The sequence below is a fragment of the Iodidimonas sp. SYSU 1G8 genome, assembly GCF_039655775.1.
In the GTDB taxonomy this organism is placed as follows: domain Bacteria; phylum Pseudomonadota; class Alphaproteobacteria; order SMXS01; family SMXS01; genus RI-34.
In genome coordinates, this window is record NZ_JBBYXJ010000001.1 from 78,931 (window position 1) to 103,426 (window position 24,496).

25 protein-coding genes and 2 riboswitches are annotated in these 24,496 nt (G+C 66.6%); of the genes, 17 read left to right on the forward strand and 8 right to left on the reverse strand.

The genetic code is table 11. From position 1 onward, the window contains the following. Window positions 1–19 precede the first annotated feature (19 nt). Window positions 20–235, forward strand: a riboswitch (cobalamin riboswitch). 174 nt (window positions 236–409) lie between these two features. From WJU17_RS00395 to cbiB, 9 genes are all read left to right on the forward strand, one after another. Then, window positions 410–2,299: a TonB-dependent receptor gene (locus WJU17_RS00395; RefSeq protein WP_346325369.1), complete on the forward strand. Its 1,890-nt coding sequence runs from the start codon at window positions 410–412 to the stop codon at window positions 2,297–2,299. 17 nt (window positions 2,300–2,316) lie between these two features. Beyond that, window positions 2,317–2,892: a hypothetical protein gene (locus WJU17_RS00400; protein ID WP_346325370.1), complete on the forward strand. Its 576-nt coding sequence runs from the start codon at window positions 2,317–2,319 to the stop codon at window positions 2,890–2,892. After that, window positions 2,885–3,733, forward strand: coding sequence for an ABC transporter substrate-binding protein (locus WJU17_RS00405; RefSeq protein ID WP_346325371.1), 849 nt, complete (start codon window positions 2,885–2,887; stop codon window positions 3,731–3,733). The genes WJU17_RS00400 and WJU17_RS00405 overlap by 8 nt, the downstream gene beginning before the upstream one ends. A gap of 65 nt (window positions 3,734–3,798) precedes the next feature. Beyond that, a complete protein-coding gene (locus WJU17_RS00410; protein WP_346327362.1) occupies window positions 3,799–4,740 on the forward strand; it encodes an iron ABC transporter permease in 942 nt (313 codons plus the stop codon). After that, window positions 4,737–5,534, forward strand: coding sequence for an ABC transporter ATP-binding protein (locus WJU17_RS00415; protein ID WP_346325372.1), 798 nt, complete (start codon window positions 4,737–4,739; stop codon window positions 5,532–5,534). The genes WJU17_RS00410 and WJU17_RS00415 overlap by 4 nt, the downstream gene beginning before the upstream one ends. Then, window positions 5,534–5,932 (forward strand): DUF1636 domain-containing protein, encoded by a 399-nt coding sequence (locus WJU17_RS00420; protein WP_346325373.1) that lies wholly within the window; start codon window positions 5,534–5,536, stop codon window positions 5,930–5,932. Before WJU17_RS00415 ends, WJU17_RS00420 begins: the two co-directional genes overlap by 1 nt. Before the next feature lie 3 nt (window positions 5,933–5,935). After that, the gene (gene cobD / locus WJU17_RS00425; RefSeq protein ID WP_346325374.1) at window positions 5,936–6,940 is read left to right on the forward strand and encodes a threonine-phosphate decarboxylase CobD; all 1,005 of its coding nucleotides are present in this window, start codon (window positions 5,936–5,938) and stop codon (window positions 6,938–6,940) included. Next, entirely contained in the window at window positions 6,937–8,421 is a 1,485-nt protein-coding gene (locus WJU17_RS00430; RefSeq protein WP_346325375.1) for a cobyric acid synthase, read from the forward strand. Before cobD ends, WJU17_RS00430 begins: the two co-directional genes overlap by 4 nt. After that, window positions 8,403–9,362 (forward strand): adenosylcobinamide-phosphate synthase CbiB, encoded by a 960-nt coding sequence (gene cbiB, locus WJU17_RS00435; protein ID WP_346325376.1) that lies wholly within the window; start codon window positions 8,403–8,405, stop codon window positions 9,360–9,362. The genes WJU17_RS00430 and cbiB overlap by 19 nt, the downstream gene beginning before the upstream one ends. Here the strand turns inward: cbiB and cobU are convergent. The 8 genes from cobU to WJU17_RS00475 all read right to left on the reverse strand — a co-directional run bounded on the left by cobU (window position 9,346) and on the right by WJU17_RS00475 (window position 17,880). After that, the gene (gene cobU / locus WJU17_RS00440; RefSeq protein ID WP_346325377.1) at window positions 9,346–9,855 is read right to left on the reverse strand and encodes a bifunctional adenosylcobinamide kinase/adenosylcobinamide-phosphate guanylyltransferase; all 510 of its coding nucleotides are present in this window, start codon (window positions 9,853–9,855) and stop codon (window positions 9,346–9,348) included. The genes cbiB and cobU overlap by 17 nt on opposite strands. Beyond that, window positions 9,852–10,613: an adenosylcobinamide-GDP ribazoletransferase gene (gene cobS / locus WJU17_RS00445; protein WP_346325378.1), complete on the reverse strand. Its 762-nt coding sequence runs from the start codon at window positions 10,611–10,613 to the stop codon at window positions 9,852–9,854. The genes cobU and cobS overlap by 4 nt, the downstream gene beginning before the upstream one ends. Then, window positions 10,603–11,631 (reverse strand): nicotinate-nucleotide--dimethylbenzimidazole phosphoribosyltransferase, encoded by a 1,029-nt coding sequence (cobT, locus tag WJU17_RS00450; RefSeq protein WP_346325379.1) that lies wholly within the window; start codon window positions 11,629–11,631, stop codon window positions 10,603–10,605. Before cobT ends, cobS begins: the two co-directional genes overlap by 11 nt. Then, a complete protein-coding gene (locus WJU17_RS00455) occupies window positions 11,628–12,188 on the reverse strand; it encodes a hypothetical protein (protein WP_346325380.1) in 561 nt (186 codons plus the stop codon). Before WJU17_RS00455 ends, cobT begins: the two co-directional genes overlap by 4 nt. Before the next feature lie 105 nt (window positions 12,189–12,293). Then, window positions 12,294–12,505: riboswitch (cobalamin riboswitch) on the reverse strand. Window positions 12,506–12,631: 126 nt separating this feature from the next. Continuing rightward, window positions 12,632–13,552, reverse strand: a complete 921-nt coding sequence (gene cysD, locus WJU17_RS00460; RefSeq protein WP_346325381.1) for a sulfate adenylyltransferase subunit CysD — start codon at window positions 13,550–13,552, stop codon at window positions 12,632–12,634. 46 nt (window positions 13,553–13,598) lie between these two features. Further along, window positions 13,599–13,949, reverse strand: coding sequence for a P-II family nitrogen regulator (locus tag WJU17_RS00465; protein WP_346325382.1), 351 nt, complete (start codon window positions 13,947–13,949; stop codon window positions 13,599–13,601). A gap of 2 nt (window positions 13,950–13,951) precedes the next feature. After that, window positions 13,952–16,504: a DUF2309 domain-containing protein gene (locus tag WJU17_RS00470; RefSeq protein ID WP_346325383.1), complete on the reverse strand. Its 2,553-nt coding sequence runs from the start codon at window positions 16,502–16,504 to the stop codon at window positions 13,952–13,954. Next, window positions 16,501–17,880: a proton-conducting transporter membrane subunit gene (locus tag WJU17_RS00475; protein WP_346325384.1), complete on the reverse strand. Its 1,380-nt coding sequence runs from the start codon at window positions 17,878–17,880 to the stop codon at window positions 16,501–16,503. Before WJU17_RS00475 ends, WJU17_RS00470 begins: the two co-directional genes overlap by 4 nt. Before the next feature lie 108 nt (window positions 17,881–17,988). Here WJU17_RS00475 and WJU17_RS00480 point away from each other — a divergent pair, with 108 nt between their 5' ends. The 8 genes from WJU17_RS00480 to WJU17_RS00515 all read left to right on the forward strand — a co-directional run bounded on the left by WJU17_RS00480 (window position 17,989) and on the right by WJU17_RS00515 (window position 24,486). Continuing rightward, window positions 17,989–18,855: a LysR substrate-binding domain-containing protein gene (locus tag WJU17_RS00480; protein WP_346325385.1), complete on the forward strand. Its 867-nt coding sequence runs from the start codon at window positions 17,989–17,991 to the stop codon at window positions 18,853–18,855. A 99-nt stretch (window positions 18,856–18,954) separates the two neighbouring features. Beyond that, window positions 18,955–19,116 (forward strand): hypothetical protein, encoded by a 162-nt coding sequence (locus WJU17_RS00485; protein WP_346325386.1) that lies wholly within the window; start codon window positions 18,955–18,957, stop codon window positions 19,114–19,116. A gap of 193 nt (window positions 19,117–19,309) precedes the next feature. Further along, entirely contained in the window at window positions 19,310–19,780 is a 471-nt protein-coding gene (locus tag WJU17_RS00490; RefSeq protein WP_346325387.1) for a (2Fe-2S)-binding protein, read from the forward strand. After that, window positions 19,777–21,963: a molybdopterin cofactor-binding domain-containing protein gene (locus tag WJU17_RS00495; protein WP_346325388.1), complete on the forward strand. Its 2,187-nt coding sequence runs from the start codon at window positions 19,777–19,779 to the stop codon at window positions 21,961–21,963. Before WJU17_RS00490 ends, WJU17_RS00495 begins: the two co-directional genes overlap by 4 nt. Then, window positions 21,960–22,295 (forward strand): cytochrome C, encoded by a 336-nt coding sequence (locus WJU17_RS00500; RefSeq protein WP_346325389.1) that lies wholly within the window; start codon window positions 21,960–21,962, stop codon window positions 22,293–22,295. Before WJU17_RS00495 ends, WJU17_RS00500 begins: the two co-directional genes overlap by 4 nt. A 1-nt stretch (window position 22,296) precedes the next feature. After that, window positions 22,297–23,559 (forward strand): FCSD flavin-binding domain-containing protein, encoded by a 1,263-nt coding sequence (locus WJU17_RS00505; protein WP_346325390.1) that lies wholly within the window; start codon window positions 22,297–22,299, stop codon window positions 23,557–23,559. After that, window positions 23,559–24,008 (forward strand): sulfur oxidation c-type cytochrome SoxX, encoded by a 450-nt coding sequence (gene soxX, locus WJU17_RS00510; RefSeq protein ID WP_346325391.1) that lies wholly within the window; start codon window positions 23,559–23,561, stop codon window positions 24,006–24,008. The genes WJU17_RS00505 and soxX overlap by 1 nt, the downstream gene beginning before the upstream one ends. Window positions 24,009–24,018: 10 nt before the next feature. Further along, window positions 24,019–24,486: a thiosulfate oxidation carrier protein SoxY gene (locus WJU17_RS00515; RefSeq protein WP_346325392.1), complete on the forward strand. Its 468-nt coding sequence runs from the start codon at window positions 24,019–24,021 to the stop codon at window positions 24,484–24,486. Window positions 24,487–24,496: the final 10 nt, after the last annotated feature.

Below are 24,496 nucleotides of genomic sequence, written 5' to 3' on the forward strand. Positions count from 1 at the left end.
GCCCGTGTTTGCAAATGTACGTAACGTTGATGCCGGTGGTCCTCCGAGAGGAGGTTCAAAAGGGAACTCAGAACACGACGCCGCATCGCGTGCGGTCAAGTGAAGCTGGGGCTGTACCCGCAACTGTGATCGGGGAGCTTCCGTCACACGCAGCCACTGGGGCTTTTGCCCTGGGAAGGCGTGACGAAGTGAAGATCCGAGAGCCAGGAGACCTGCCACCTTCGTCGCTCGTCTTTCGGTCGGGAAGAACTGGAAGAGCGGTCCTCCGTAGAGGCGACACCTTGTGTAACTGCGGGTGGGCCGTGCGGACGTCTGGCTTGAAAGGCCGTTTCGTACTCCTTCCATGAACCATCGTTGGCTCAGTCCGTCCCGCGACTGATAACGGGGCGTCGCCCCCGATGGAGGAACTATGACTGCGCGTTCAATGCGAGCGCGGGCAGCGGGGTATTCGTGCGCCCTGATCGCTCTCGCCATGCCGGGTACGGGATTTGCTCAGACCCTCGATACGACAGCGTTGGAAGAAGTGGTGGTGAGCGCGAGCCGCACCGGCCTCAAGCCGCGCGAGATCGGCAGCTCGTTCAGCGTCATCGATGCCGAAGACCTGCAGGCCAACCAGGTAACGGTGCTGCGCGATCTGCTGCAGGATCTGCCGGGTATCCAGATCAGCAACAATCGCCCCGGCGGTTTTTCGAACCTCAGCATCCGGGGCTCGGACAATGATCAGGTTCTCGTGCTGATCGACGGCATCGAGCTGGGCGATCCCAGCAGCACCAGCACCCAGTTCCAGATGGACCATCTGACCGCGCTCGACGTGTCTCGTATCGAGGTGCTGCGCGGCAATCAGAGTTCGCTCTATGGCAGCGATGCGATCGGCGGTGTCATCAACATCGTCACCAGGCGTGCGACCGAGGACGGCCTTACCCTGAACGGCGAAATGGAGGGCGGCTCCTTCGGCACCTTCAACGGCGGCGCGTCGCTGTACGGCAAGACCGGGCCGCTCGATGTGCGTCTTTCGGTGACCGGCCATCGCAATGACGGTCCGTCGCTGGCGGCGCCGACGGCCGGTCCGTCGGTCGAGCCTGATGCCTATAGCCGCTACGGCTTCAGTGGCCGCATCGGATACCAGATCACCGATAATCTGGAAATCGTCGCGACGGGGTTCCTCAGCCGGACGGATTCCGATCTCGATGGCACTGGCACCGATGTGTCGAGCAATGACAACGTGGAGAAGGACGAGGACGCGGCGGCCATCCAGGTCAATCACAAGGCCTTCGACGGAAGATGGCGCAACAGTCTGCTTGCCAGTTACTACCAGGCCGAGCGCCTCTATTTCGGCCGGTCTACCCGGCCTGAAGGCGATCAGTATCTCGGCAAGAAGCGTAACCTCAACTACACCAGCGCCTTCGATGCGACGGAATGGCTCAGCGTCGTCGTGGGCGGTAACCTGGAAGAGGAATCCACCGACCAGATCACGTCCTTCTCCGGTGACTTCATCGAGAAAGTCGATACCAAATCCGTGTTCGGGGAAGTGGCGCTGAAGCCACTCGAAAACCTGACCCTCACCGGCGCCTTCCGATATGACGACAACAGCCAGTTCGGCGGTTTCGACACCTACCGCGGCACCGTCGCCTATGTGTTGCCGGCGGCGCTGGCAGGCGGCGATCTCAAGCTGCGGGCGAGCTATGGCACCGGGGCCAAGGCGCCGGGCCTGTACCAGCTCTATGATCCGACTTACGGCAATCCGAACCTGACCGTGGAAGAGAGCCAGGGATGGGACGCCGGATTCGACCTGAATTGGGCCGACCCTCAGATCAATCTGACGGTGAACTATTTCGAAAGCCACGTCGAGGATGAGATCGAGTTCATTCTGAACGGCTATCGGATGGGCGGCGAGTCCAAGTCGAAAGGCGTCGAGTTCGGCGCCACCGCGCAGATCACGCCCTGGCTGAGCGTCAGCCAGAGTTACACCTACCTCAGCTCGCGCAAGCTGCCGGCGAACACCTGGAAGGGCCGGCCGCGTCATTCGGGAGCGACCTCGGTGACCATCTATCCGCTGGAGGACCTGTCGATCACTGCACGCGCGCGGTTCAAGAGCGAAAACCTGTCGAGCGGCGTCAATCGGCCGGTCGACGGCTTCGTCACCGTGGACCTGCTGGTGAGCTACCGGGTCAACGACCAGCTCGAGCTCTATGGCCGCGTCGTGAACCTGTTCGACAAGGATTACATGCTCAACTGGGGCAACAGCACCTATGGGCTGAGTGGTTTCGTCGGCGTCCGCGCGTCGCTCAACGTCCTGTAACGAGGGAGAACAGATCCATGACCCAGCCCATTCCCATGGTGTCGATCATCGAAAGCGGGGCGACGGAACAGGTTTGGCCGTTGCCGTTGGACGAAGCGTTCCTCGAGCGGCTGCTCAGGGATCTGTTCGAAAACCATTACGCTGCCTTGACGTTCGGGCCGCTGATTCCCGGCGCCGCCTATGAAATGAAGGCGCCGGGCGCGCCGGAGCGCGTCAGCTGCCAGGGCGGATATCTCACCGTTCACTGGGGCGGCAAAGGGCATTTCCATCTGTGCATCGGCACCAATCGGGGGCCTGCCAGCAACCCCAATCCGCCGGAGCTGATTGCCCACCGGCGGCCCAGCCGGGCGGAATTCTTCCGCCGGCTGGACAAGCAGGGTCATCCCGTTTCCTGGGGCTACCGGATGTTCAACGGCAAGGGCGAGCCCCAGATCACCATCTTCTTCGCCAACCCGTTCATCACCGACGCGGATCAGCTCGCGGATGCGCCCGACTGGTCGCGGCTGGCGACCTGGGACGCGATCATGGCCGACTACGCGGGCCACCAGCCGGACGGGCTGGATCGGCTTGGCAAGGGGTTCCGGGGTGCGTGACACCTCGCGGCTCGCGGTGGCCATCGGGGTTGCGGTCGCCACCCTTTGCGGCGGCGCGTCGGCGCTGCCGCGGGTCGCATCGACCACCATATGCGGCGACCAGCTTGTTCTGACGTTGGCGGACCGGGCGCAGATCGCATCGGTCAGTCAGGAAGCGACCGGGCCACTGTCCCTTCACGCCGACGAGGCGGCGGGTCTGCCGCGCAACCGGAAGACAGCGGAGGAACTGCTGGGGGTTGGCGCCGACGTGGTGCTGATGGATGCGCGCGGCGAACCCAAGCTGGAAGAGATGCTCACGCGCCTCGGTATCCGCGTGATCCGGCTGAACCTCAGTTCGGAATTCGCCGACATCGAGGAGACCGTGATGCATGTGGCCGAGGCCTTCGGCCAGCGTGCGCGGGGACTGGCGATGGTGGCGGATATGCGCCGCCGGCGCGCGGCGGTCGCCGCAACCGTGCCGCCAGGACCGCGTCCGCGCTTCGTCTATTACCGCCCCGATGGCGGCAGCGCCGGGCTGAACACCTTCGTCGATACGGCCATGCGGGCAAGCGGCTTCGACAATTTCCAGGCGGATCGCGGCCAGGTCGGCTGGGGAACCCTGCCCCTCGAGGTGCTGGTCAACGATCCGCCTGACGGCTTCGTCGTCAGCTTCTTCGACACGTCGCAAAGTTCGATCCGCCGCACCTTCATGACGCATGCCTATCTGCACCGGCTCATGGACGAGAAGCCTGTAATCGGCGTGCCCGGCAAGCTCTGGCCTTGTGCCGGGCCCATGGTCGTCGATGCCGCCGAGCTGCTCGCATCCGAGCGCGTCCGGGGCATGCCGGAGGAAAGACCGTGAAGGCGCCGCTGTCGCTCCATTACGTCGTGCTGCTCAATGTTTCTCTGACACTGGTGGCGCTGGGCATGGCCATCATGTCGCTGCGTTTCGGCTATGTGCCATTGCCTGCATCGGATGTTCTCGCGGGACTGCTGGGCAGCGCGGACGAAAAAATCGTCACCATCATTCGCGACCTGCGCCTTCCCAGGACCATACTGGCCTTGCTGATCGGCGCGGCCACCGGATTGGCGGGCGCCGTGCTGCAAAGCCTGCTGCGCAATCCGCTGGCCGAGCCGAGCGTGGTCGGCATTACCGGCGGCGCGAGTCTCGGGGCCGTGATCGCCCTCTACTTTGGTTTGTCGGCGGTCTTCCCGTTCGCCTTGCCGCTGTCCGCGCTGACGGGCGCCGCCATCGCGACCATCGTGCTCTATCTGGTCGCGGCGCGGGATTCGAGCACGCTGACCCTCATTCTCGTCGGCATGGCGATTGGCGGCATTTCCCTGTCGTTGATTTCGCTCGCCATGAACCTCTCGCCCAATCCCTGGGCGGTGAGCGAGATCATCTTCTGGCTGCTGGGCTCCGTCCGTGACCGCAGCTTTGCCGATGTGACGCTGGCGGCGCCCTTTATCGTCACCGGCATCGCGGTGCTGTTGACCCTGGGAAAGCCGCTCGATGCGCTCAGCCTGGGCGAGGAAGCGGCGCAGAGTCTTGGCATGGACCTCACGCGAGTGCGGGTGCTGGCGATCGTCGGCACCAGTCTGGCGGTTGGTGCCTCGGTCGCGGTCGCCGGAACGATCGGGTTCGTGGGACTGGTGGTACCGCATCTGCTGCGTCCATTGGTCGGGCAGATGCCCAGCCGCCTGCTGTTGCCGAGCGCGCTGGGCGGGGCGGCGCTGCTGGCCGCCGCGGATGTGGTGGTGCGCCTTATTACCGTGGGACCGGAGCTGCATCTGGGCATCGTCACCTCGCTGATCGGTGCGCCGTTCTTCCTTTACCTGATCCTCAAGACCAGAAAGATCGTGCGATGACCGAACTGACGGCTCACGGGATCGATGTGTCGATCAATGGCAAACCGATCCTCGAGGATATCGGCTTCACGGTGGGCTCCGGCGGGCTGATGGGACTGATCGGTCCCAACGGGGCGGGCAAATCCACGCTGATCCGTGCGCTCGCGCGCCTGCAACAGATGGTGCGCGGCACCGTATCGATCGACGGCAAGAGCATCGCGGATCTGCCGCGCAAGGAACTGGCGCGGCGGATCGCCTACCTGCCTCAGGGGCATACCGTGCACTGGCCGCTCGATGTCTATCATCTTGTGGCGCTCGGCCGGCTGCCGCACCTGTCGCCCCTCGCACGCGTGTCCGCGCGGGATGACGCGGCCATCATGAGCGCCATGGAGCGTGCCGATGTGACCCGGTTCGCCGACCGCACTGTGACGACCTTGTCCGGCGGCGAGCGGGCGCGTGTCATGCTGGCGCGGGCGCTGGCGGTCGAGACGCCGATTCTGCTCGCCGACGAACCGGTCGCTTCGCTCGACCCGTTTCATCAGCTTCAGGTCATGGAACTGCTGCGGGGCATTGCCGAGGATGGCCGCCTCGTCATCGCCGTCCTGCACGATTTGCCGCTGGCGGCCCGGTTCTGCCGCCGGTTGTTGCTGATGGAAGGTGGGCGTCTTGTGGCGGATGGGACGCCCGAGGCGGTGCTGGCGCAGAACCATCTGCGCGACGCCTACGCCATCGAAGGCATTCATGGCGCGGAGCAGGGCGAGCACTTCGTCCTGCCCTGGCGCCGTCTGGGTCACAACGGCGCGAGGATCGGCTGATGTTGAAGAAGATTGGCGGTGAGGCTTCCATCATTGTCTGTTCCACCTGCCGCTATACGGCGGATGAGCGCGACAGTCCCGACGGCGTGCGCGGCGGGGTCCTGATGGCGCGGGCCGTGCGAGAGGCTGCCGCGGCACATGATGACGTCGAGGTGCAGGAGATGGCCTGCCTCTTCGCCTGTTCCCAGCGCTGCGCGGTCCATCTGCGCGCCGCGGGCAAGATCGGCTATGTGCTGGGCAAGTTCGAGCCATCGCCCGAGGCGGCACGGGCGATCGTCGATTATTTCCGCCTCTACACCGCGTCCGATGAAGGCGTGGTGCCCTACAAGGACTGGCCTGAGGAGATCAAGGGGCACTTTCTGGTCCGCGTGCCGCCCGCTGGTTTCGTGACGGATTAACCCGTGCCGCCCTTGTTTCCGACGGGTCATCATGGGGGTTCGGGCGCGGACTATCTCCGCCGCTTTCACCCCGGCGCGCCGCGGCCCTGGCTGGATCTGTCGACGGGCATCAACCCTTTTCCGTACCCTGTCGGTACCATCGGGACGGCGGCCTGGACCGCATTGCCGTCGCCCGAGGCCGAGCACGCCTGCCGCATGGCCATGGCGGCCTATCTGGGCACCGCGCCGGACGCGCTGGCGCTCTTGCCCGGCTCCCAGGCGGGCATCGCCCTTGTCCCCCGCCTGTTCGCCCGAGGAGACGTGGACATCGTCGAACCCACCTATAACGAACACGCGCGGGCCTGGCGTGACGCGGGACACGACGTCCGGGGCATTTCTGTGGAAGAGATGGCGGGCAGCACGGCCGCTGTGCTGGTGGTGGTCAATCCCAACAATCCCGATGGCCGGGTTTACAGCGCCGAGGCGTTGCTCGTGCTGGCGCGGCACCGGTCGGCCGCCGGGCGCTGGCTGGTGGTCGATGAGGCGTTCGCCGACCTGACTCCAGAGCACGCCGTCGCGTCCGATGCGCGGGCGCTGAACCTGATCGTCTTGCGGTCTTTCGGCAAGTTCTTCGGCCTGGCGGGTGTCCGCCTGGGCGCGGTCGCCGCGCCGCCTTCGGTGGTGGCGCGGCTCGAGCGCCTGATCGGTCCCTGGGCGGTTTCCGGCCCGGCGCTCGAAATCGGCGCGCGCGCCTATGCCGATACGGTCTGGCATGAGATGGCGAGACGTGCGCTGGGCCAGCGGGCGCGACAGATGCGAGAACTCCTGGCCGCCGCGCGACTTCAACTGCTCGGCGGCACCGACCTGTTCCATCTCACGGGCCATGACCAGGCCCCGATCATTTTCGAGCGGCTCGCGAACGCCGGCATCTATGTCCGGCGGTTCCGGCGCAATCCCCGGTGGCTGCGCTTCGGCCTGCCGCCCGACGAGATGGCGCAGGTCCGGCTCGCGGAAGCCCTCGCGCCATGACCGCGCGGGCGCTGATGTTCCAGGGTACCGGTTCGGACGTGGGCAAGTCGGTGATTGTCGCCGGCCTGTGCCGTGCCTTGCGGCTGCGCGGCATGCGTGTAGTGCCGTTCAAGCCGCAGAACATGTCCAACAATGCCGCAGTGACGGCGGAGGGCGGCGAGATCGGGCGGGCACAGGCGTTGCAGGCGCGCGCGGCGGGCATTGCGGCCAGCGTGCACATGAATCCAGTGCTGCTGAAGCCGGAAGGGGATCGGGGCTCGCAGGTCGTGATCCACGGGCGGGTATCGGGCGCGATCGCGTCGCGCGACTGGTCGAGCCGGCGCGACCGCTTCATGACGCCCATTCTCGACAGTTTCGGGCAGCTCGCGTCGTCTCATGAGATGATCCTGGTGGAAGGCGCGGGCAGCCCGGCCGAGACCAATCTGCGGGCCGGCGACGTGGCCAATATGGGGTTTGCCCGCGCCGCCGGTGTGCCGGTGGTCTTGATCGGCGATATCGACCGGGGCGGGGTCATCGCCAGCCTGATCGGCACGCATGCGGTGCTCGATGATGCGGACCGCGCGCATATCCGCGCCTTCATGGTCAACAAGTTCCGGGGCGATCCGGCCCTGTTCGCCGATGGGCTGCGAACAGTGGCCGAGATGACGGGCTGGCATTCCATGGGCATCGTGCCGTGGCTTGCCGCTGTATCCCGGCTGCCCGCCGAGGATGCTGTCCCGCTGGAACAAGGGGCGATCAGCGCGGCGCATGGTCTGAAGATCGCCGTCCCGATGCTGTCGCGCATCGCGAATTTCGACGATCTCGATCCGCTGCGCGCGGAACCGGGTGTCAGTATCGTCTTCGTGCCGCCGGGCACGCCGCTGCCGCTCGACGCCGACGCCGTCATCCTGCCGGGAACGAAATCCACCTTGGCTGATCTTGCCATGCTCCGCGCCCAGGGCTGGGACACCGACATCCTCGCGCTGGCGCGGGCGGGGCGCCGCGTTCTGGGCCTGTGCGGCGGCTTCCAGCTGCTAGGACGCACCATCCGCGACGGGCACGGGCTGGATGGTGCGCCGGGCGAGGCGGCGGGACTTGGTCTTCTTGATGTAACCACGGAGATGGCCGGGGAGAAGACGGTGCGCGAGGCCGCCGGCGTCTCGCCTGCCTATGGCGCGCCGGTACGCGGCTATGAAATCCATCTGGGCGTCACCGAAGGGCCGGATTGCCGCCGTCCCCTCACCATGCTGGACGGGCAGGGCGATGGCGCCCGTTCGCCGAATGGTTTGGTTGAGGGCAGCTATCTCCACGGTCTGTTTCACGCCGACGGCTTTCGCCGGGCATGGCTGGCATCCTTTGGCGACGGCGTGGCGTCAACTCTCGCGTTCGAGGCGCAGGTCGACGCGGCACTCGACAGCCTCGCCGCGGATCTCGAGAAGCATCTCGACATGGATGGGCTCGTCAATCTATCGGAGCCGGCGGGATGGACGCCCCGGCGCTGACGCTCATGGCCATCGCGCTGCTGATCGACGCCCTGGGCGGTGATCCGCGCATTCTCTATCGCCACGTGCCGCATCCGGTGACCATGATGGGCTGGGGGATCGCCTTTCTGGACAACGCCTTGAATTCCCCCGCGCGGCCCGTGGAATACCGGCGTCTGGCGGGCGCCGTGTCACTGGGGCTGCTGATCATCGCCACCGCCGCCGTGGCCTGGAGCGTCCACGGGCTGCTCGCCAGGGTAACGGGCGGCTGGCTGGTGGAGGCCGTGCTGGCCAGCACGCTGCTCGCCCAGCGCAGCCTTTACGATCATGTGGCGGCCGTTCACCGTGCGCTGATCCATGAAGGGCTTGAGGGCGGTCGCGCCGCGGTCTCCATGATCGTCGGGCGCGACGTGCGCGGTCTGGATGAAGCGGGCGTGCGCCGCGCCGCCATCGAGAGCCTGGCCGAGAACCTGTCGGACGGCGTGGTTGCCCCGCTGTTCTGGGGCTGCCTGTTCGGCCTGCCGGGGATCGCCGTGTACAAGCTGGTCAATACCGCCGATTCCATGATCGGCCACCGCACGCCGCGTCACGAGGCCTATGGCTGGGCGGCGGCACGAATGGATGACGCCCTCAACTGGATTCCGGCGCGGTTAAGCGGCGTGTTGATCGCCCTCTGCGCCGGCGCGACCGCGGCAAGGGCGCTTCGCGTGATGCGCCGCGACGCGCGGCACCATCGGTCCCCCAATGCGGGCTGGCCCGAAGCGGCGATGGCCGGAGCGCTGGGTGTGCGTCTGTCTGGCCCGCGCCTCTATGCCGGCAGAATGTCGGCCGAGCCCTGGCTGGGCGTGGACGGCGCCGATCCAGGCGGCCACCATATGCAAAGGGCGCTCGCCATCACGGTCAGGGTGTTCGTGTTGCTCTTCGTCCTGGTCGCGGCGGCGGCGCTTATCCTTTCAGTCTGAGCGGCAGGCCGGCGGCGATGAATTCGACGGTGCTCACCCTGGCGGCGACCGCCTGATTGAGGCGGCCCTGCGCGTCGCGGAAGGCCCGGCCCAGCGGCGTCTCGGGCACAAGTCCCAGGCCGACCTCGTTGGAGACCAGAATGACGCGGCCTGGACAGTCGGCGAGCGCCTGGACGAGGCGCCGGGTTTCCGCCTCGATATCCCGTCCGGCTTCCATGAGGTTGGAAAGCCACAGCGTCAGACAATCCACCAGCAAGGCCCGCTCTGGGCGTGTCTCGCGCCGAAGGACCTGGGCCAGCTCCAGCGGTTCCTCCACCGTGCGCCAGTGGGGGCCGCGCTCGGCCCGGTGCCGGGCGATACGGTCCGTCATTTCGCCGTCCCGTGCTTCGGCGGTCGCGAGGTAGATCGGCGACGGCATGGCGTCGGCCAGGGCCAGTGCCCGGCGCGTCTTGCCGGAACGGGCGCCGCCGAGGATGAGGAAACTGTCCGTCATAGCGTCACCCAGAGGCTCGAGGCGACGACCAGGCAGGCGATTTCGGCGGCTTGCGCCGCCGCGCCGAGCGCATCGCCCGTGTACCCGCCCAGATGCCGGCGGGACAGCAGCATCACGGCAAGGCTGGCCACCAGCGCCGCGATGACCAGGATGAGACCGCTGGCGCCCAGGGCGGCGAGAGTGATGAGCGTCGTCGCGGCCCAGCCCGCGATGAGCGACGGCAGCGGCGGCGCTCCGGCGCTCCGGGCCAGGCCATCCTCGCGGGCGGCGGGCAGGACGGCGAGCAGCAGCAGCGCCCCACCGCGCGCCAGCGCGCCGGCGGCGATCCAGACCGCGAGGACCATGGGCGGCGCCATGGCCGCGAGCGCTGCGGCACGCAGCCCCAATGAGAGGATGAGGGCGGCGCCTCCATAGGTGCCGATCCTGCTGTCGCGCATGATCTCCAGCTTGCGCTCACGGGTGCGCCCGCCGCCGATGCCATCGCAGAAATCCGCCAGACCGTCCTCGTGGAAGCAGCCGGTCGCCAGCAGAGTCGCCGCCAGCCCGAGCAGAACCGCGACCAGCAACGACAGGCCAGCCCACTGCGCGATCAGGGCGGTGACTCCGCCAATGCCGCCGATCACCGCGCCGACCACAGGATAGGCCCAGACGGCGCGGGCGGTCAGGCCCTCATCATGGCCCGGGACGGGCCAGGCGGGCAGTCGCGTCAGCAGCATGATGGCCGCCGCCAGCTCGTCGCGGCGACGGCTAATCCACATGGCCGTCTTCGCTGCTGACACCGGCTTCCGCGAAGGTCGCCATGCCGTTGTGCGTGGCGACCGCGCCGCGCAGCACCGAGACGGCCAGCAGGGCGCCCGTTCCTTCGCCAAGACGCATGCGCAGGGACAGCAGCGGCGTCAGCCCGAAAGCGGCAAGCAGTTTCCGGTGGCCCGGTTCCGCCGACACATGTCCCGCGATGCAATGGGCGAGGATATCGGGCGAGTGCGCGGCCAGTGGCGCGAGCGCGGCGCAGACGACGAATCCGTCGAGCAGCACGGGTACGCGGCGCAGCCGCGCGGCCACGATGGCGCCCGCGATAGCGCATAGTTCACGCCCGCCCAGGCTCGCGAGGGTCTGGAACGGATCTCGCGCCGCCGTGCCGTGTCGCGCCAGCGCGCGATCGACGATCGCGGCCTTGTGGGCGACGCCCTTGCCCGTCATGCCGGTGCCGGGACCCGCCCAGTCCGCGCCTGCGCCGCCGTAGCTGGCCGCGCACAGGGCCGCCGCCACCGTGGTGTTGCCGATGCCCATTTCGCCGAGCACGAGAATATCCGTGCCTTCATCCACGGCGGCCGCGCCGCTGTTCAGGGCGGCCAGAACCTCGTCATCCGAGAGCGCCGGCATTTCCGAGATATCGCCCGTCGGCCTGTCGAGCTCCAACGCCACGACCGAAAGGTCGGCGCCGACCGTGCCGGCCAGCGCGTTGACCGCCGCGCCGCCCGACCTGAAATTGGCGACCATCTGGGCGGTCACCGCGGCGGGAAAGGGCGAGATGCCCTGCGCCGTCACGCCGTGATTGCCGGCGAAGACAATGGCCTGAACCCGGTCGGCGCGCGGCGTTCCCTGCCAGCCCGCCATGAACAGGGCCAGTCCCTCGAGGCGCCCCAGCGCGCCGGGCGGTTTGGTCAGCTGACCCTGCCGCCCGGCGGCTCTCTCGATGGACGCCGGATCCGCCCCGGGCAGCTGGCGCAACAGGTGCGCCAGCGTTTCCGGTGTCTCGAACAGGCGGTTGCTCACGCCCGCGCCGTTCCCGTCAGGGCGTGCCGGGCGCGCGGCGCGATGCCCAACCGTTGTCCGGCATACTGCAGGCCGAGGAGGAGCAGCAGTGATCCCGCGTTGATGGCCACCATGTTGGCGATGATCCGGCCGTTGAACGCGCCATGCGGCGAGAGCATGGCGGCGGTCACCGACATCGTCGCCTGCCAGACGAGGCAGGCCGCGGTGAATGTCAGGAGGACGCGCAGCAGGGGCGATTTGCCGGCGGCGTATCGCGCCGTCTCGAACGCGGCCCAGACCGCGAGCATGCAGCCGATACCCATGGCCACGCCCCACGCGATAGTACTGAACTTCAGGGAATAGCCCAGGAAGCCGAAGCCGGTGGCCTGATTGGCCAGAAAGACGGCGCCCGCGAGCAGGAACGCATCGGTTCGGTTCATGTTGAGCCCCGCCAGCGTCACGAGCGCCACGAAGGGCGCCACGCAGGAGAAGGGAAGGCTGAGAAGGACACTGGCGGTGTTGAGCAGAGCAAGCCAGGCCCACCGCCTGGCATCGTCATTGTCATGAAGGTAGTTCATTGTTCTCTCCGGTTGCGGCGGACTGCCGGCCGGAAAGGATGCCAGGACTGGACGGCACGGCAGGCGCCGGCCACCAGAACGCAACCCACCGGGACACCCCGCCCGTAGACGTTCATGGATACCGGCAGGTCTCCTGGCTCGCGGGTCGCCGCCATCCCGTCCGCCTTCCCGGCTCGCGCCAGTGGCATGGATCGACAGGATGGCTCGCCGCTTACAGTTGCGGGGGCAGCCCCGGCTTTGCCTCGTCACCAAGGCGCACCGGGTTCCCTCTTAGCTCCGGCCATGGCGACCGGAGAACCGAACCCGCGCCTATGTTGCAGGACCGGCGGCGCCGGTCAAACTCTTCCTGCGCGCGACGGTGATGCGCGGGCCCCTCGCTCGGCATCGAGACCCGGACCGACCACACAGCCGAGCTGGCGGATGGGAGGCCGCTCCGTCACCACTCAGAAGTACCCGACCTGCTTCTTCTTCTCCATCGACGCCGCCTCGTCATGATCGACGGCGCGGCCTTGGCGCTCGGAGGTTTTCGCGAGCAGCATCTCCTGGATGACCTGGGTAAGGTTCTGTGCGGCGCTTTCGGTCGCACCTGTCAGCGGATAGCACCCGAGTGTACGGAACCGGACGCGGCGCTGCGTGATCACGTCCTCGGGGCCAAGGCGCATGCGATGGTCGTCGACAACCAGCAACAGGCCATCACGCTCGATCGTCGGACGTTCCTCCGCGAGATAGAGGGGAACGATCGGGATCTTTTCGCGCAGGATGTATTGCCAGATGTCCAGCTCCGTCCAGTTGGAGATTGGAAAGACCCGGATGGTTTCGCCTTTGGCTTTTCGCGTGTTGTAGAGCGCCCAGAGTTCGGGCCGCTGGTTTTTCGGATCCCAGCCATGGCTTGCCGAGCGGAACGAAAAGATGCGTTCCTTGGCACGTGCCTTTTCCTCGTCCCGACGGGCGCCGCCAAAGGCCACGTCAAAGCCATGCCGGTCGAGCGCGGCCTTGAGCGGATCGATCAACATCATCTGGGCGTAGATACCGGTGGGCGTGTCGAACGGGTTGATGCCAAGCCGCTCGGCGTCCTCGTTACGCTCGACCAGAAGTTGAAGTCCATATCGTTCCGCCATTCCGTCGCGGTGGGTCAGCAGGTCGCGGAAATCCCATCCGGACTCGATGTGCAGAAAGGGAAATGGCGGCGGTGAGGGAAAGAAGGCCTTCACCGCGAGGTGAAGCATCACCGAGCTGTCCTTGCCGACGGAATACAGGAAGACGGGGTTTTCGGCCCCGGCCGCTACTTCGCGCATGATGTGGATGGACTCGGCTTCGAGCCGGTCAAGATGCGTCAGGGTCATTACCGCACTCTCACGTTGCACGCATGGCGATGGTGACAATGAAACCGCCCGTCGTGGTTCATCGCGCTCACGCCGGTGACTTCGCGAAGTAGTCGGAGCGCATGACCTCCACATCGGACAGAAATGTCACGCCCGGACGCTTCTCGAACAGGCGCGCGAGACCTCGCGCGACCTCGGAGATGATCTTTTCCTCCGCGACCCCGACGAACATGACGAGCCCGCTTTGATCATTGAAGATCGTTTTGCCCTGATGAAAGCCGCTGTGGCCCATACCGGCGACGTCGCGGATCATGCTCCACCCGCCGACACCAGCGGTCTTGAGCAGATCTTCAACGAGGAGGCGGTCTTCGGCGAGGAGCACGATTTCGATCTTCTTGAGCCGGTGCAGCCTGAGCTCACCGAAAGTGGCGTCGGTCATGGTCAAATCTCCAGTTCATGGATTGTGGGAGCGACGGAGAGCTCCGCGTCCCGTTCATCATCGGGCAGCCAGCGAAGCGCCTTGCCGGTGTGCGGGTCCATGACCACCAGCGTGACCCAGCCATTGCCGAATAGCCGGTCCAGAATGTCATTCGATTTCACCACGCGCTCGACCCGGTCGACGGGAGCGAGAACGACTGTGAGCAGCCGCTGGGGAACGTGAAAGGGCGTCCCGTTATCGGTGAACAGCGACTGTTTCGGCAGACCGATCCTCAGATCGCCTCCGTTGCCCTGCAGGACACCGATGCCGCCGACCACATTCTGGGTGACCTTGTCGCCCGAACCGTAGCGGTCGTTGTCCACGGTCGAGAACAGGTACTGGCAGTTGATCCACTGGGCGACCACCATGGGCGCGGTCAGGATCGTGGTCAGCGCCGTTCCGTCTGGATCCTTCTTCCAGTCATAGCTGTGCAGAAAGGCCCGTCCCTCCAGGTCGATCTCGCGAGTCAACCTGCGCGGGCCGACGATGAAGGCCGCATTGCCCGCCAGTCCCCATTCCGGCCGGACCTCGCCCCAGTGCATGGCGCCGGTGAGCAGGTCCTTGGCCGTTCTGCCGAGCAGTGCCGCCCGCCGGTCCCGATTGGCTGCCCCGGCCTTGGCGAGACTTTCAACCAATCTCGCCAGGTCATCGCCATGGCTCTCGGGCACGGAATGCTTGTCGAAGATGATGACCTCATCGGTCGTCGTGTTGTGTTCGGCGGCAATGAACCAGGTCTCGGCGGGAATCCTGATATCCTTCAGGGCCAACCCGGCGCGCACGTCCGGGTCATTGAGGAATGACGCCAGCACGCGCGCGTTCGACCCACCCGCGTGGCCGCCACAGGCGCCGCAATCGAGTGCCGATGCGTAGGGATTGTTGGTTGCGCTGCCGCCGTGGCCGACCAGCGCCACCAGCCGGGCCGTCTGCGCGGAAAGGCCCGTCAGCTTGAACAGCGCGAGAGCGAACCCGACCTTGTCGGACAAGCTGAAGGTGGGATGCCAGGCATGATCCCTGTGCTGCCCTGACGCGGGAGCCAGGACATCCTCTCTGGAGGGCGACAGGACGGCGTTTACCCGCTTGACCAGTCCGGGCGTCAACGTGCGTGCCGCCATCAGCACTCCGGCAATCGAACCGGTGGCCTCGGCGGTCGCGAAGGCCGTTGCGGTGCCCTGTTTGCCGGCATTGAACAGCATGGATGTCCGCCGCGCCTGTTCCTGACCAGCAGCCAGCGACAGAGCGTCCTGCTCCCGCCCGGGAGCAGGCGCTTCGACCACATCATGCTGCGGCGAGAGGAGCACGGGTAGAAGCCGTCTCCGCCGCATGTCGCCAAACCTGTGCAAGGCGATGGGCAAACCGAAGAACCCCGCATAACCGAACGTCTCGTAGCGCCCCTGCGCTTCCAGCAGGCGCCGGAAGGGCTCCGACCGGACGTCGATGCAGAAGATCAACTGGGCATCCGGTGCCTCGCACGAGACGGGATTGGCCGCGGCCGACTGGAGTTTGGTCGCGAGTCCGCTGCGGTAAGTCCATTCCGCGGCAATCTGGAACACGCCGCCCAGTGCTCCCTCATCCATGGTGGCGATCTCGGCGAACCGCTTCCTACCCTTCTCAGGGAGACTGGCCAACGTAGCGCGGGTCAGCCCGAACTGTGCCAGGAGCTGTGCCGTGACATCCGGTTCACCGGTGGACCGAGGAGGCGTCACGACCGCGCCGGCCCGGTCCAGCAGCAGCCACAGCGCCAGCAGATCGGCCATGCCGGCCGGGGCGCCGTCTGAAATATCGGCATCCGCGTTCTCGGTGCGCCACCGGATGTGTCCCGCCCAACCCGGCAGCCGGGCGACGAGATCCGCAAGCTTGCCCTCTTCCTCGCTGCGCGGGATGCCGAGGACAACCAGGCCTTCCGCGATGGCGTCGAGAGGATCACGCGGCACGCTGAGGAGCAGGTGGTGCCCGGCCGCGCCCGTTAGCGCCCTAAACTCGGGGTCGTGGGCGATGACCGCCAGAGCCGCGCGATAGAGGCCAAGCTCGCGGTGTGGCATAGCGAACGCCGCCTGGCCCTGGTCGAAGAAGGCGGCGCACCATTTGGCGATGAACGCGGCATCGGGCGTGAGGGCATCGGGCGTCGCTTCTTCGTTCTCGACGGGCAGGTGCGACAGCCGCGCCATCAGCAAATCCAGCCGCGAGATATCGGGACCGATGAGCTCAAAGGCGGGATCGAGGCCGCCCAGTTTGTGGATCGCGGCATCCCGCAGAAATCGTTCCTCGACCTTGCCGAGGGCCAGTAGCGCGCGCCACTGGGCGAGCGGCAGGTTCCGGCGTGCCCGGAAGAGCGGGGCCGCTCGTCCGACGGCTTCTTCGAAGGGAAGGTTCTCGAAACCCGCGAGCGGGTTCACCGCAATCGCGCTTTCGAGTGGCCAGAGGGGCGGGACGGTACGGGCGGCGAGAGCCACCAGGCCAGCCACCTCTGTCCGGCTCAGGATGGGAGCACCTGGGCTGAGAGGAGCAATCATGTTCATTTCTCTTCTCCTTTGCCGGCGGCGGGGAGCGCCCCGGCGTTCATGAGGTGGACATAAAGACGCAGGGGAAGGCCGCAGCCGGTCGAGACGCGCTGCTGTTGCCAGGTCCAGGCGCCGAGAAAGACAACCAGCAGCAAGAGCAAGGCCCAGTCCGGCATGAGCGGGGGCGAGGAGTCGTCGACCACCAGCCCTGCAAACATCAGCCCACCGCCGTGCAGGATGATCAGCGCGGCGAGTATCAGCAGCAGGACCAGCTTGCTGCGCACCGGGATGTTTCCGCCAAGCGACGCAACCAGGGTCGCGGTTGCCGTGGCGAAACCGAGCAGCAACGGGACGAGATCGGCGCGCCCATCGCCGACTACGAGAACGAAGAGCGCGGCGCCGACAGTCGCTGCCGCGATGGCCAGGGTCATCCGGCCTGACAGCGGAGCGACCCCTTTGCCGACCTTCATGCCGATCGTCGACCCCGAGCCGAGGAAGAGCCAGGCCTTGAAAAGACCGTGGGCGATGAGGTGCCACAGCGCTGCGGCGTAGGCGCCGAGACCGCAGCTCATGATCATGAAGCCCATCTGCGAGACCGTGGAGCCTGCGAGGGAACGCTTCACATCAGGCCGCACCATCATGATGCCGATGCCGTAGATCGCGCCGCACAACCCGATCACCACCGCCACCGCGCGGGCTGAAGGCGCCGCTTCGAGGACCGGCGCGAACCGGATCAGCAGGAAGCCGCCGGCGTTTACAAGGCCGGCATGCATTAGGGCCGAGACCGGCGTCGGCGCGGTCATTGACGAGAGCAGCCAGCCCGAAAATGGCGGCAGGGCGCAGCGGGCGGCGGCCGCGACGACCAACAGCAGCGCCGCCACCGCGGCCAATGGAGCTGGCAGCGTAACCGCGCTGGCGAGAACGGCGGCGACCTCCGACGATTGGGCGTGCCAGCCCAGAATGCCCAGCGCTGTGATCAGTGCGGCGTCGCCGAGGAAAAAGGCGTGCCGCGCGCGCCGAGCGGCGGCATGGGCCTCGGCCCAGCGCCCCGAGTGTCCGATCAGTGACGCCAGCAGCCATCCGCTGGCACACCAGGCCGCTGCGAGAACGAGCAGGTTCTGGGTGAACAGCAGGGTCAGGACAGAGGTGACCAGGGCACCCAGCGTCAGGAAAAATCGTGTCGGATGACGGTCGGAGCGCATGTAGCGCAGGGAAAAACTGGCGACGATCGCCGCGACGAACAGCGTCAGCAGCCCGATCGCGAGCGCCGCGCCGTCTTCCGAAGGGAAGGAGGACATCGCCATGATCCAGGCGGCTGCGCCGAGGCTCAGCCAGACCAAGCCTGTAATCAGCAGGCCCCGATTGTTGTATGTTTCAAGTCGTAAAAGCTGCATGGAAGGCCCCTTTCAGGGCTTGGTATGCCGCGCGGCGTATCATTGTTGAAACGAGTTATTGAAATACCAATCATTGACAAATGACATGATATGAGGTGATCTGGTCTCATGCCCGGCACCCGAACACTCGATCTCGATCTGCTCCGCTGTTTCGTGACGATCGCGGAAACCGGAAGCTTCACGCGCGCCGGCGACCGGCTGGGCCGGACGCAATCCACCATCAGCCTTCAGGTCAAGCGTCTTGAGGATCAGATCGGCCGCGCCGTTTTTGTGCGCACCCCCCGGTCACTCAGCCTGACTCCGGAAGGAGAACGCCTCCTCGGGCCCGCGCGCCAGCTCCTGCGTCTCAATGATGCAGCGATTGCCGAACTGTTCGAACCTGACATGACGGGGCGCGTGCGGATTGGCGTGCCCGAGGATTTTGCGACGGCTCACCTGCCGGCCGTGCTCTCCGCCTTTGCGAAAGCGCACCCGCTGGTGGAGCTGGAGGTGACCTGCGATCTCACGCTGAACTTGCTTGACCGTTTCCACGGCGGCGCCTTCGATCTCGTCCTCGTCAAGCGGGAACCGTCCGCCAGGCTGGAAGGTGTGCGTGTCTGGCGGGAACCCTTGGTCTGGGTTGCCCGCGATCAGCTCGCGGCCGCGGGTCTGGAGACGGTTCCCTTGGTGGTGTCGCCCGAGCCTTGCGTGTATCGCAAGCGGGCCATTGACGCTCTGGAGGCCGTTGGGCGGAAATGGCGGGTCGCCTACACATCGACAAGTCTCGCCGGCAGCCAGTCCGCCGTCAACGCGGGTCTCGGAATCACCGTGTTGCCCCGGGAGATGGTGCCGCCCTACCTGACGCCGATCATCGATGATGCTGGATTGCCGCCGCTCTACGACACGGAAATAGCCTTGATCGAAGCACCGGGCCTCTCCCAGACGGCACACCGGCTCGCGCAGCATATCGTTGCTGCGTTGGAACGGGGTGATTGAACTCAGGAATGCAGGCGGTCCGCGACTTGGTGTGGGGAACGAGCAAGCGCCACGACCGCGCCCACGCTATGATAGTTGCTTGAATTGGAGGGTGAGCCTGTGAAACGCATATGGATCGCGATCGGCGCCGTCCTGCTGGCATCGTGCCAGTCGCACGGGGCATCGACAGAGACTGCCAGGACCGACACGTCGCGTGACGCCGCCGAGCGGGACCGAAAGATCGATGCCGTCCAGGAGCAGATCCGGAACATGCAGCACTGATTCATGCTCCCGGACGCCGCGTCGCGGCGATCCAAATCCTGTAGCGGTCACGTACCTGCGCTGTGGCATCCTGTTCTGGTTTCTACGGGCCGCCATCTTCGATACACTTTCCATCGCGGGAAGATCGGGGCTGGCATCGCGGCGATTGGCCGGACCAGCTGCCCAGGACGTGCCAATGGCGGGGAGGCCAGGGATGAAGCAGCTCAAGGTGAATGGACAGGCCGTCGAGGTCGACGCCGATGAAAACACGCCGCTTCTTTGGGTGCTGCGTGAGCAGCTCGGCCTGACCGGCACGAAATATGGGTGCGGGGTCGCGCAATGCGGTGCCTGTACGGTGCACATCGGGGGCAGATCCGTCCGCGCCTGTGTCCACCCCCTGGCTGCGGTCGCGGACACCGATGAAATCACCACCATCGAAGGTCTGTCGCCGGACAGCAGTCACCCCGTGCAGCAGGCCTGGGCGGAGCTGGACGTTCCCCAATGTGGCTTTTGCCAGCCCGGGATGATCATGGCCGTTGCCGGCATGCTCAACCAGAACCCCGATCCCAGCGATGAAGACATCGACCTGGAGATTTCCAACATCTGCCGCTGCGGGACCCTGGCGCGCGTGCGCAAGGGCATTCATCTCGCCAAGACCAAGCTCTCTGAAGGAGAACGGTCATGAACCAGATGACAAGCCTTTCCCGGCGCGGCTTCATGATCGGCGTCGGCGCGGCCGGCGCGGGACTCACGATCTCCTTCATCGGCGTCTCCCGCCCGGCGCTGGCGAAGGACGCGGGCGTGGTGCCCGAGGTGAATGCCTGGGTGCATATCGGCCGCGACGATGTCGTCACCATCCGCATTGCCCGCTCGGAAATGGGGCAGGGGACCCTGACGGGGCTGGCCCAGCTCGTCGCGGAAGAGCTTCAGTGTGACTGGTCCAAGGTGGTGACCGAGTATCCGACGCCGGGTCAGAACCTGGCGCGTGACAATGCCTGGGGTGAAATGCTGACGGGCGGCAGCCGGGGCATTCGCAACAGTCATCAATATGTGCGCGAAGGCGGCGCGGCCGCTCGGATCATGCTGATTGAGGCCGCGGCCAACAGATGGAAGGTGCCCGTCGGCGAATGCACGGCCAGGGACAGCGTGATCACCCACGCCCCGACCGGCCGGACAGTCACCTTTGGCGCCGTGGCCGACGACGCGGCCAAGCTGGCGCCGCCGCTCGAGGTGCCGCTCAAGGACCCGGCGGATTGGACGATCGCCGGCAAGCCGCTTAAACGCCTCGACACGGCCGACAAGCTGAACGGTGCCCAGGTCTATGGCGCCGATCTCAAGCTGGACGGCATGCTGAATGCTTCGATCAAGGCGTGCCCAATTCGCGGCGGCAAGCTGAAGAGTTTCGACCAGAGCGCGGTCATGGGCATGCCCGGCGTCAGGAAGGTGCTCGCCGTCTATGATGACGCCGTCGCCGTCGTCGCCGATACCTGGTGGCAGGCGAATTCCGCGCTGGACGCGCTCCCCATCGAATGGGAAGGCGGCACCCCCTACGACAGCGCGGAGTTCGAGACGCAGCTGGAAGAAGGCCTGCGCGCCGAGCAGGCCTTCGTCGGCAACAAGCAGGGCGATGTCGAGGCTGCGTTTGCCTCGGCGGCGAAGATCGTCGAAGCGACCTATCGGGTCCCGCATCAGAATCACGCCTGCATGGAGCCGATGAACGCGACCGCCGTATGGACGAAAGACTCCTGCAAGGCGTGGATACCGACGCAGGACGGCATGTCGGCGCTCGCCGCCGTTGCCGAGGCCGCTGAATTGCCGGTCGCGCAGTGTGAAGTCTACAAGCTGCATCTCGGCGGCGGTTTCGGCCGGCGCGGCGGCAGCGGCGGCGACCATGTCGGCCAGGCCGTCAAGATCGCCAAGGCGATGCCCGGCACGCCGGTCAAGCTGATGTGGACCCGCGAAGAGGACATGCGCCACGGCTTCTATCATCCGACATCGCGCGCGCTGGTCCGGGGCGCGCTCGATGCGGAAGGCAATCTGACCGGCATGCACATCCGGATTTCCGGCCAGTCGATCCTCGCCGCGCTTCGGCCCGAGGCGCTCAAGGATGGGCTCGACATGGTGACGATGCAGGGACTGGCGCCCCCCGATCTGGCGCCGGGCATGGAAACGCAGGCGCTGAAATATACGTTTCCGAACCTGCTCGTCGACCACGCCATGCGCAACCCGCCCGTTCGCCCCGGCTTCTGGCGCGGGGTCTGCGCCAACCAGAACGCGATCTATCTCGACTGCGCGCTCGATGAGTTCGCCCATGCCGCCGGCCGGGACCCGCTCGAGTTCCGTCTGGCTTACATGACCGAGTCGCCTGAACTCCAGGCGGTCCTCAAGGCGGCGGCGGAGAAAAGCGGCTGGGGCAAGAATGACGGCGTTCACCGCGGGCTCAGCGCCTTCTACTCGTTCGGCGCCTATACTGCGGCCTGTGCCGAGGTCACGGTCGACGAAGCCGGCGCGCTCAAGATCAACCGGATCGTCGCGGCGACGGACCCGGGCATGGCGGTGAACCCGCAACAGATCGAGGCCCAGGTCGAGGGCTCGTTCGTCTATGGGCTTTCCGCGATGCTGTTCCAGGAGGTCACGTTCAAGGGCGGCGAGGTCCAGGAACTCAACTTCGACACCTACAATTCCATGCGGCTAGAGCACATGCCCCTGGTCGAGACCATCGTGATGCCGTCCGGCGGCTTCTGGGGCGGCGTCGGGGAGCCGACCATCGCCGTGGCCGCGCCGGCGGTCCTCAATGCCATCTTCGCGGCCACCGGCAAGCGCGTGCGCCACTTGCCGATCAAGGATCAGAACCTGAGAGAGCTGTGATCGCGGCCTCCCGCATCGCCGGTTTGGTGATAACGGTCGCCGTCCTCGCGGCCTTCGGCTGGATCGGACGGTACGCCGAAGCCGCCGCGCCGGAAGCGCCGGCCTTGGGCAGGGCGGCGACGCTGGCCGCTTCATGCGGCGGCTGTCACGCCAGGGACGGCGGTGCGATCGTCGGTCTGGATACCCGGGATGCCGGTCATATCCAGACCTCTCTCATGGCGTACAAGGCAGACGCGCAGGGCACGTCGGTCATGCACCGCATCGCCCGCGGCTACTCCGAGGCGGACATCCGGATGATCGCCGCCTATCTGGCGGCACGGGACGGTCGCTAGCATGGCCTTGCGCCCGGATCGCCGCGCGGTGCTGGCCGGGCTGGCGAGCCTCGCCGCCATGCCGAGCCTTGCCGCCGGAAAGCCGGCGCGGGTGGTGGTGGTCGGCGGCGGCTATGGCGGCGCGACGGCGGCCCGGTTCATCCATCGCCTGGCGCCGGAGATCAAGGTCACGCTGGTCGAACCGGCCACGACATTCACCGCCTGTCCGCTGAGCAATCTGGTGATCGCCGGCGCGCGCGACCTTGCCGCCCAGCAGTTCGGCTACCAGACGCTGATCCGCGAGGGCATCGAAATCGTCCACGACCGGGCCGTGGATGTGGACGCCTCGGCCCGGACGGTCGCGTTGGCGGGCGGCGCGACCTTGCCCTACGACCGGCTCGTTCTGTCGCCGGGGATCGATGTCGACTGGGGCGTGCTCGAAGGCTACGACCGGGGCGCCGCCGAAATCATGCCTCATGCCTGGAAAGCTGGCGAGCAGACCCTTCTGCTGCGCCGGCAACTCGCCGCCATGAAGGATGGCGGGCTTGTCGTCATCTCGGTGCCCCGGGCGCCGTTCCGCTGCCCGCCCGGCCCCTACGAGCGCGCCAGCCTGATCGCCCACTATCTCAGCCTGCGGAAACCTCGCTCCAAGGTGCTGATCCTCGACGCCAACGAACGCTTCTCGAAGCAGGCGCTGTTCCAGGCCGAATGGGCAGCGCGCTATGGCGACCTGATGGAATGGCGCGGGCCCTCCGACGGCGGACGGGTGGTGCGCGTCGATCCCGGGGCCATGACCCTGGAAACGGATTTCGAAGAAATTCGCGCCGATGTCGCCAACGTCATCCCGCCGCAAAAGGCTGGCGAGATCGCGGCGCGGGCAGGGGTGGCGGATGCGACCGGATGGTGTCCCATCGACGCCGTCACGTTCCAGTCCGTGCTTCAGCCCCACATCCATGTGATCGGCGACGCCACCATCGCGGCGCCCATGCCCAAGTCGGCGTTCGCCGCCAATCTGCAGGCCAAGGTCTGCGCCATTCAGCTTGTGCGGCTGCTGCGCGGCATGGACCCGGAACCGTCGGTCCTCGTCAACACCTGCTACTCCTACGTCTCGCCGGACGCCGCCATTTCGATCTCCGGGGTCTATGGCAACGAGGGCGGCGTGCTGAAGGATGTTCCCGGCGCCGGCGGCGTCAGCCCCGCGGCGCCCGATCCCCTCGGCCGCGAGCGGGAAGCCGCGCAGGCCTCTGACTGGTTCCGCGCCATCAACAGGGAAACCTTCGGCTGATGCGCGCTTTGGGAGCCGTCCTGCTGCTGGGACTGTCTGTCGCCGCGACAGGCTGCGGCGAACGCGAGTTGCTCGACCCGGATCAAGTGGTCGGCGACGCCATTCCCAACTCTCTGACGGGACTCCCCGGCGATCCCGAGACAGGCCGCGCGATCTTCGTGGCGCGCGAGAGCGGGCACTGCGTCCTTTGCCATGTGGTGGCCGATCTGGACGCGCCCTTTCAGGGCAATGTAGGCCCGGCGCTGTCGGACGTGGGAGCGCGTCTCACGCCGGGCCAGATCCGGCTTCGGATCGTCGACGCATCGCGGCTCAATCCGGACACGGTCATGCCACCCTATTACCGGGTCCACGGCCTTCACCAGGTCTCCCATGGCCTCGAGGGGAAACCCGTCCTATCCTCCCAACAGATCGAGGACCTTGTGGCATTCCTGGCGACCATGGATGGCTGAAGACGGTGACATGGCTCTGAACGGCGTTGTCGGCACCACCCGACGCGGCGTCGTGCTGGGCGGCGCCGTATGCCTGATCGCGGCCCTGATGCCGCTCGGTTCCCTGGCGGCGGAGGCCGACATGCGGGCGGCGATCACGGGCCTGTTCGGCGACAGGCCGCTGCGGGAGGGCGGGATTTCCCTGATCATCCCGCCGCTGGCCGAGAACGGCAATTCGGTGCCGCTCGCCATCAGTGTCGACAGCCCGATGACCGAGACCGACCATGTGCGGCGGATCGCCGTGTTCTCGCCCCTCAACCCATTGCCGGACATCATCCAGTTCGAGCTGGGCCCGCGCGCGGGAAAGGCGAGCGTCTCGACGCGCATCCGGCTCGCGAGAACGCAGGACATCCTGGTCGTGGCGGAACTGAGCGACGGCAGTTTGCGATCGGCGTCGGCCAGCATCATGGTCACCGTCGGCGCCTGCATCGTCGGGTAGGCGGAGCAAA

What these genes read in the sequence shown, in the direction of transcription:
- WJU17_RS00395 (WP_346325369.1), top strand. Translation starts at nt 410, where the DNA reads ATGACTGCGCGTTCAATGCGAGCGCGGGCAGCGGGGTATTCGTGCGCC.
- WJU17_RS00400 (WP_346325370.1), top strand. Translation starts at nt 2,317, where the DNA reads ATGACCCAGCCCATTCCCATGGTGTCGATCATCGAAAGCGGGGCGACG.
- WJU17_RS00410 (WP_346327362.1), top strand. Translation starts at nt 3,799, where the DNA reads ATGGCCATCATGTCGCTGCGTTTCGGCTATGTGCCATTGCCTGCATCG.
- WJU17_RS00415 (WP_346325372.1), top strand. Translation starts at nt 4,737, where the DNA reads ATGACCGAACTGACGGCTCACGGGATCGATGTGTCGATCAATGGCAAA.
- WJU17_RS00420 (WP_346325373.1), top strand. Translation starts at nt 5,534, where the DNA reads ATGTTGAAGAAGATTGGCGGTGAGGCTTCCATCATTGTCTGTTCCACC.
- WJU17_RS00430 (WP_346325375.1), top strand. Translation starts at nt 6,937, where the DNA reads ATGACCGCGCGGGCGCTGATGTTCCAGGGTACCGGTTCGGACGTGGGC.
- cbiB (WP_346325376.1), top strand. Translation starts at nt 8,403, where the DNA reads ATGGACGCCCCGGCGCTGACGCTCATGGCCATCGCGCTGCTGATCGAC.
- cobU (WP_346325377.1), bottom strand. Translation starts at nt 9,855, where the DNA reads ATGACGGACAGTTTCCTCATCCTCGGCGGCGCCCGTTCCGGCAAGACG.
- cobS (WP_346325378.1), bottom strand. Translation starts at nt 10,613, where the DNA reads ATGTGGATTAGCCGTCGCCGCGACGAGCTGGCGGCGGCCATCATGCTG.
- WJU17_RS00455 (WP_346325380.1), bottom strand. Translation starts at nt 12,188, where the DNA reads ATGAACTACCTTCATGACAATGACGATGCCAGGCGGTGGGCCTGGCTT.
- WJU17_RS00465 (WP_346325382.1), bottom strand. Translation starts at nt 13,949, where the DNA reads ATGACCGACGCCACTTTCGGTGAGCTCAGGCTGCACCGGCTCAAGAAG.
- WJU17_RS00470 (WP_346325383.1), bottom strand. Translation starts at nt 16,504, where the DNA reads ATGAACATGATTGCTCCTCTCAGCCCAGGTGCTCCCATCCTGAGCCGG.
- WJU17_RS00475 (WP_346325384.1), bottom strand. Translation starts at nt 17,880, where the DNA reads ATGCAGCTTTTACGACTTGAAACATACAACAATCGGGGCCTGCTGATT.
- WJU17_RS00480 (WP_346325385.1), top strand. Translation starts at nt 17,989, where the DNA reads ATGCCCGGCACCCGAACACTCGATCTCGATCTGCTCCGCTGTTTCGTG.
- WJU17_RS00490 (WP_346325387.1), top strand. Translation starts at nt 19,310, where the DNA reads ATGAAGCAGCTCAAGGTGAATGGACAGGCCGTCGAGGTCGACGCCGAT.
- WJU17_RS00495 (WP_346325388.1), top strand. Translation starts at nt 19,777, where the DNA reads ATGAACCAGATGACAAGCCTTTCCCGGCGCGGCTTCATGATCGGCGTC.
- WJU17_RS00505 (WP_346325390.1), top strand. Translation starts at nt 22,297, where the DNA reads ATGGCCTTGCGCCCGGATCGCCGCGCGGTGCTGGCCGGGCTGGCGAGC.
- soxX (WP_346325391.1), top strand. Translation starts at nt 23,559, where the DNA reads ATGCGCGCTTTGGGAGCCGTCCTGCTGCTGGGACTGTCTGTCGCCGCG.
- WJU17_RS00515 (WP_346325392.1), top strand. Translation starts at nt 24,019, where the DNA reads ATGGCTCTGAACGGCGTTGTCGGCACCACCCGACGCGGCGTCGTGCTG.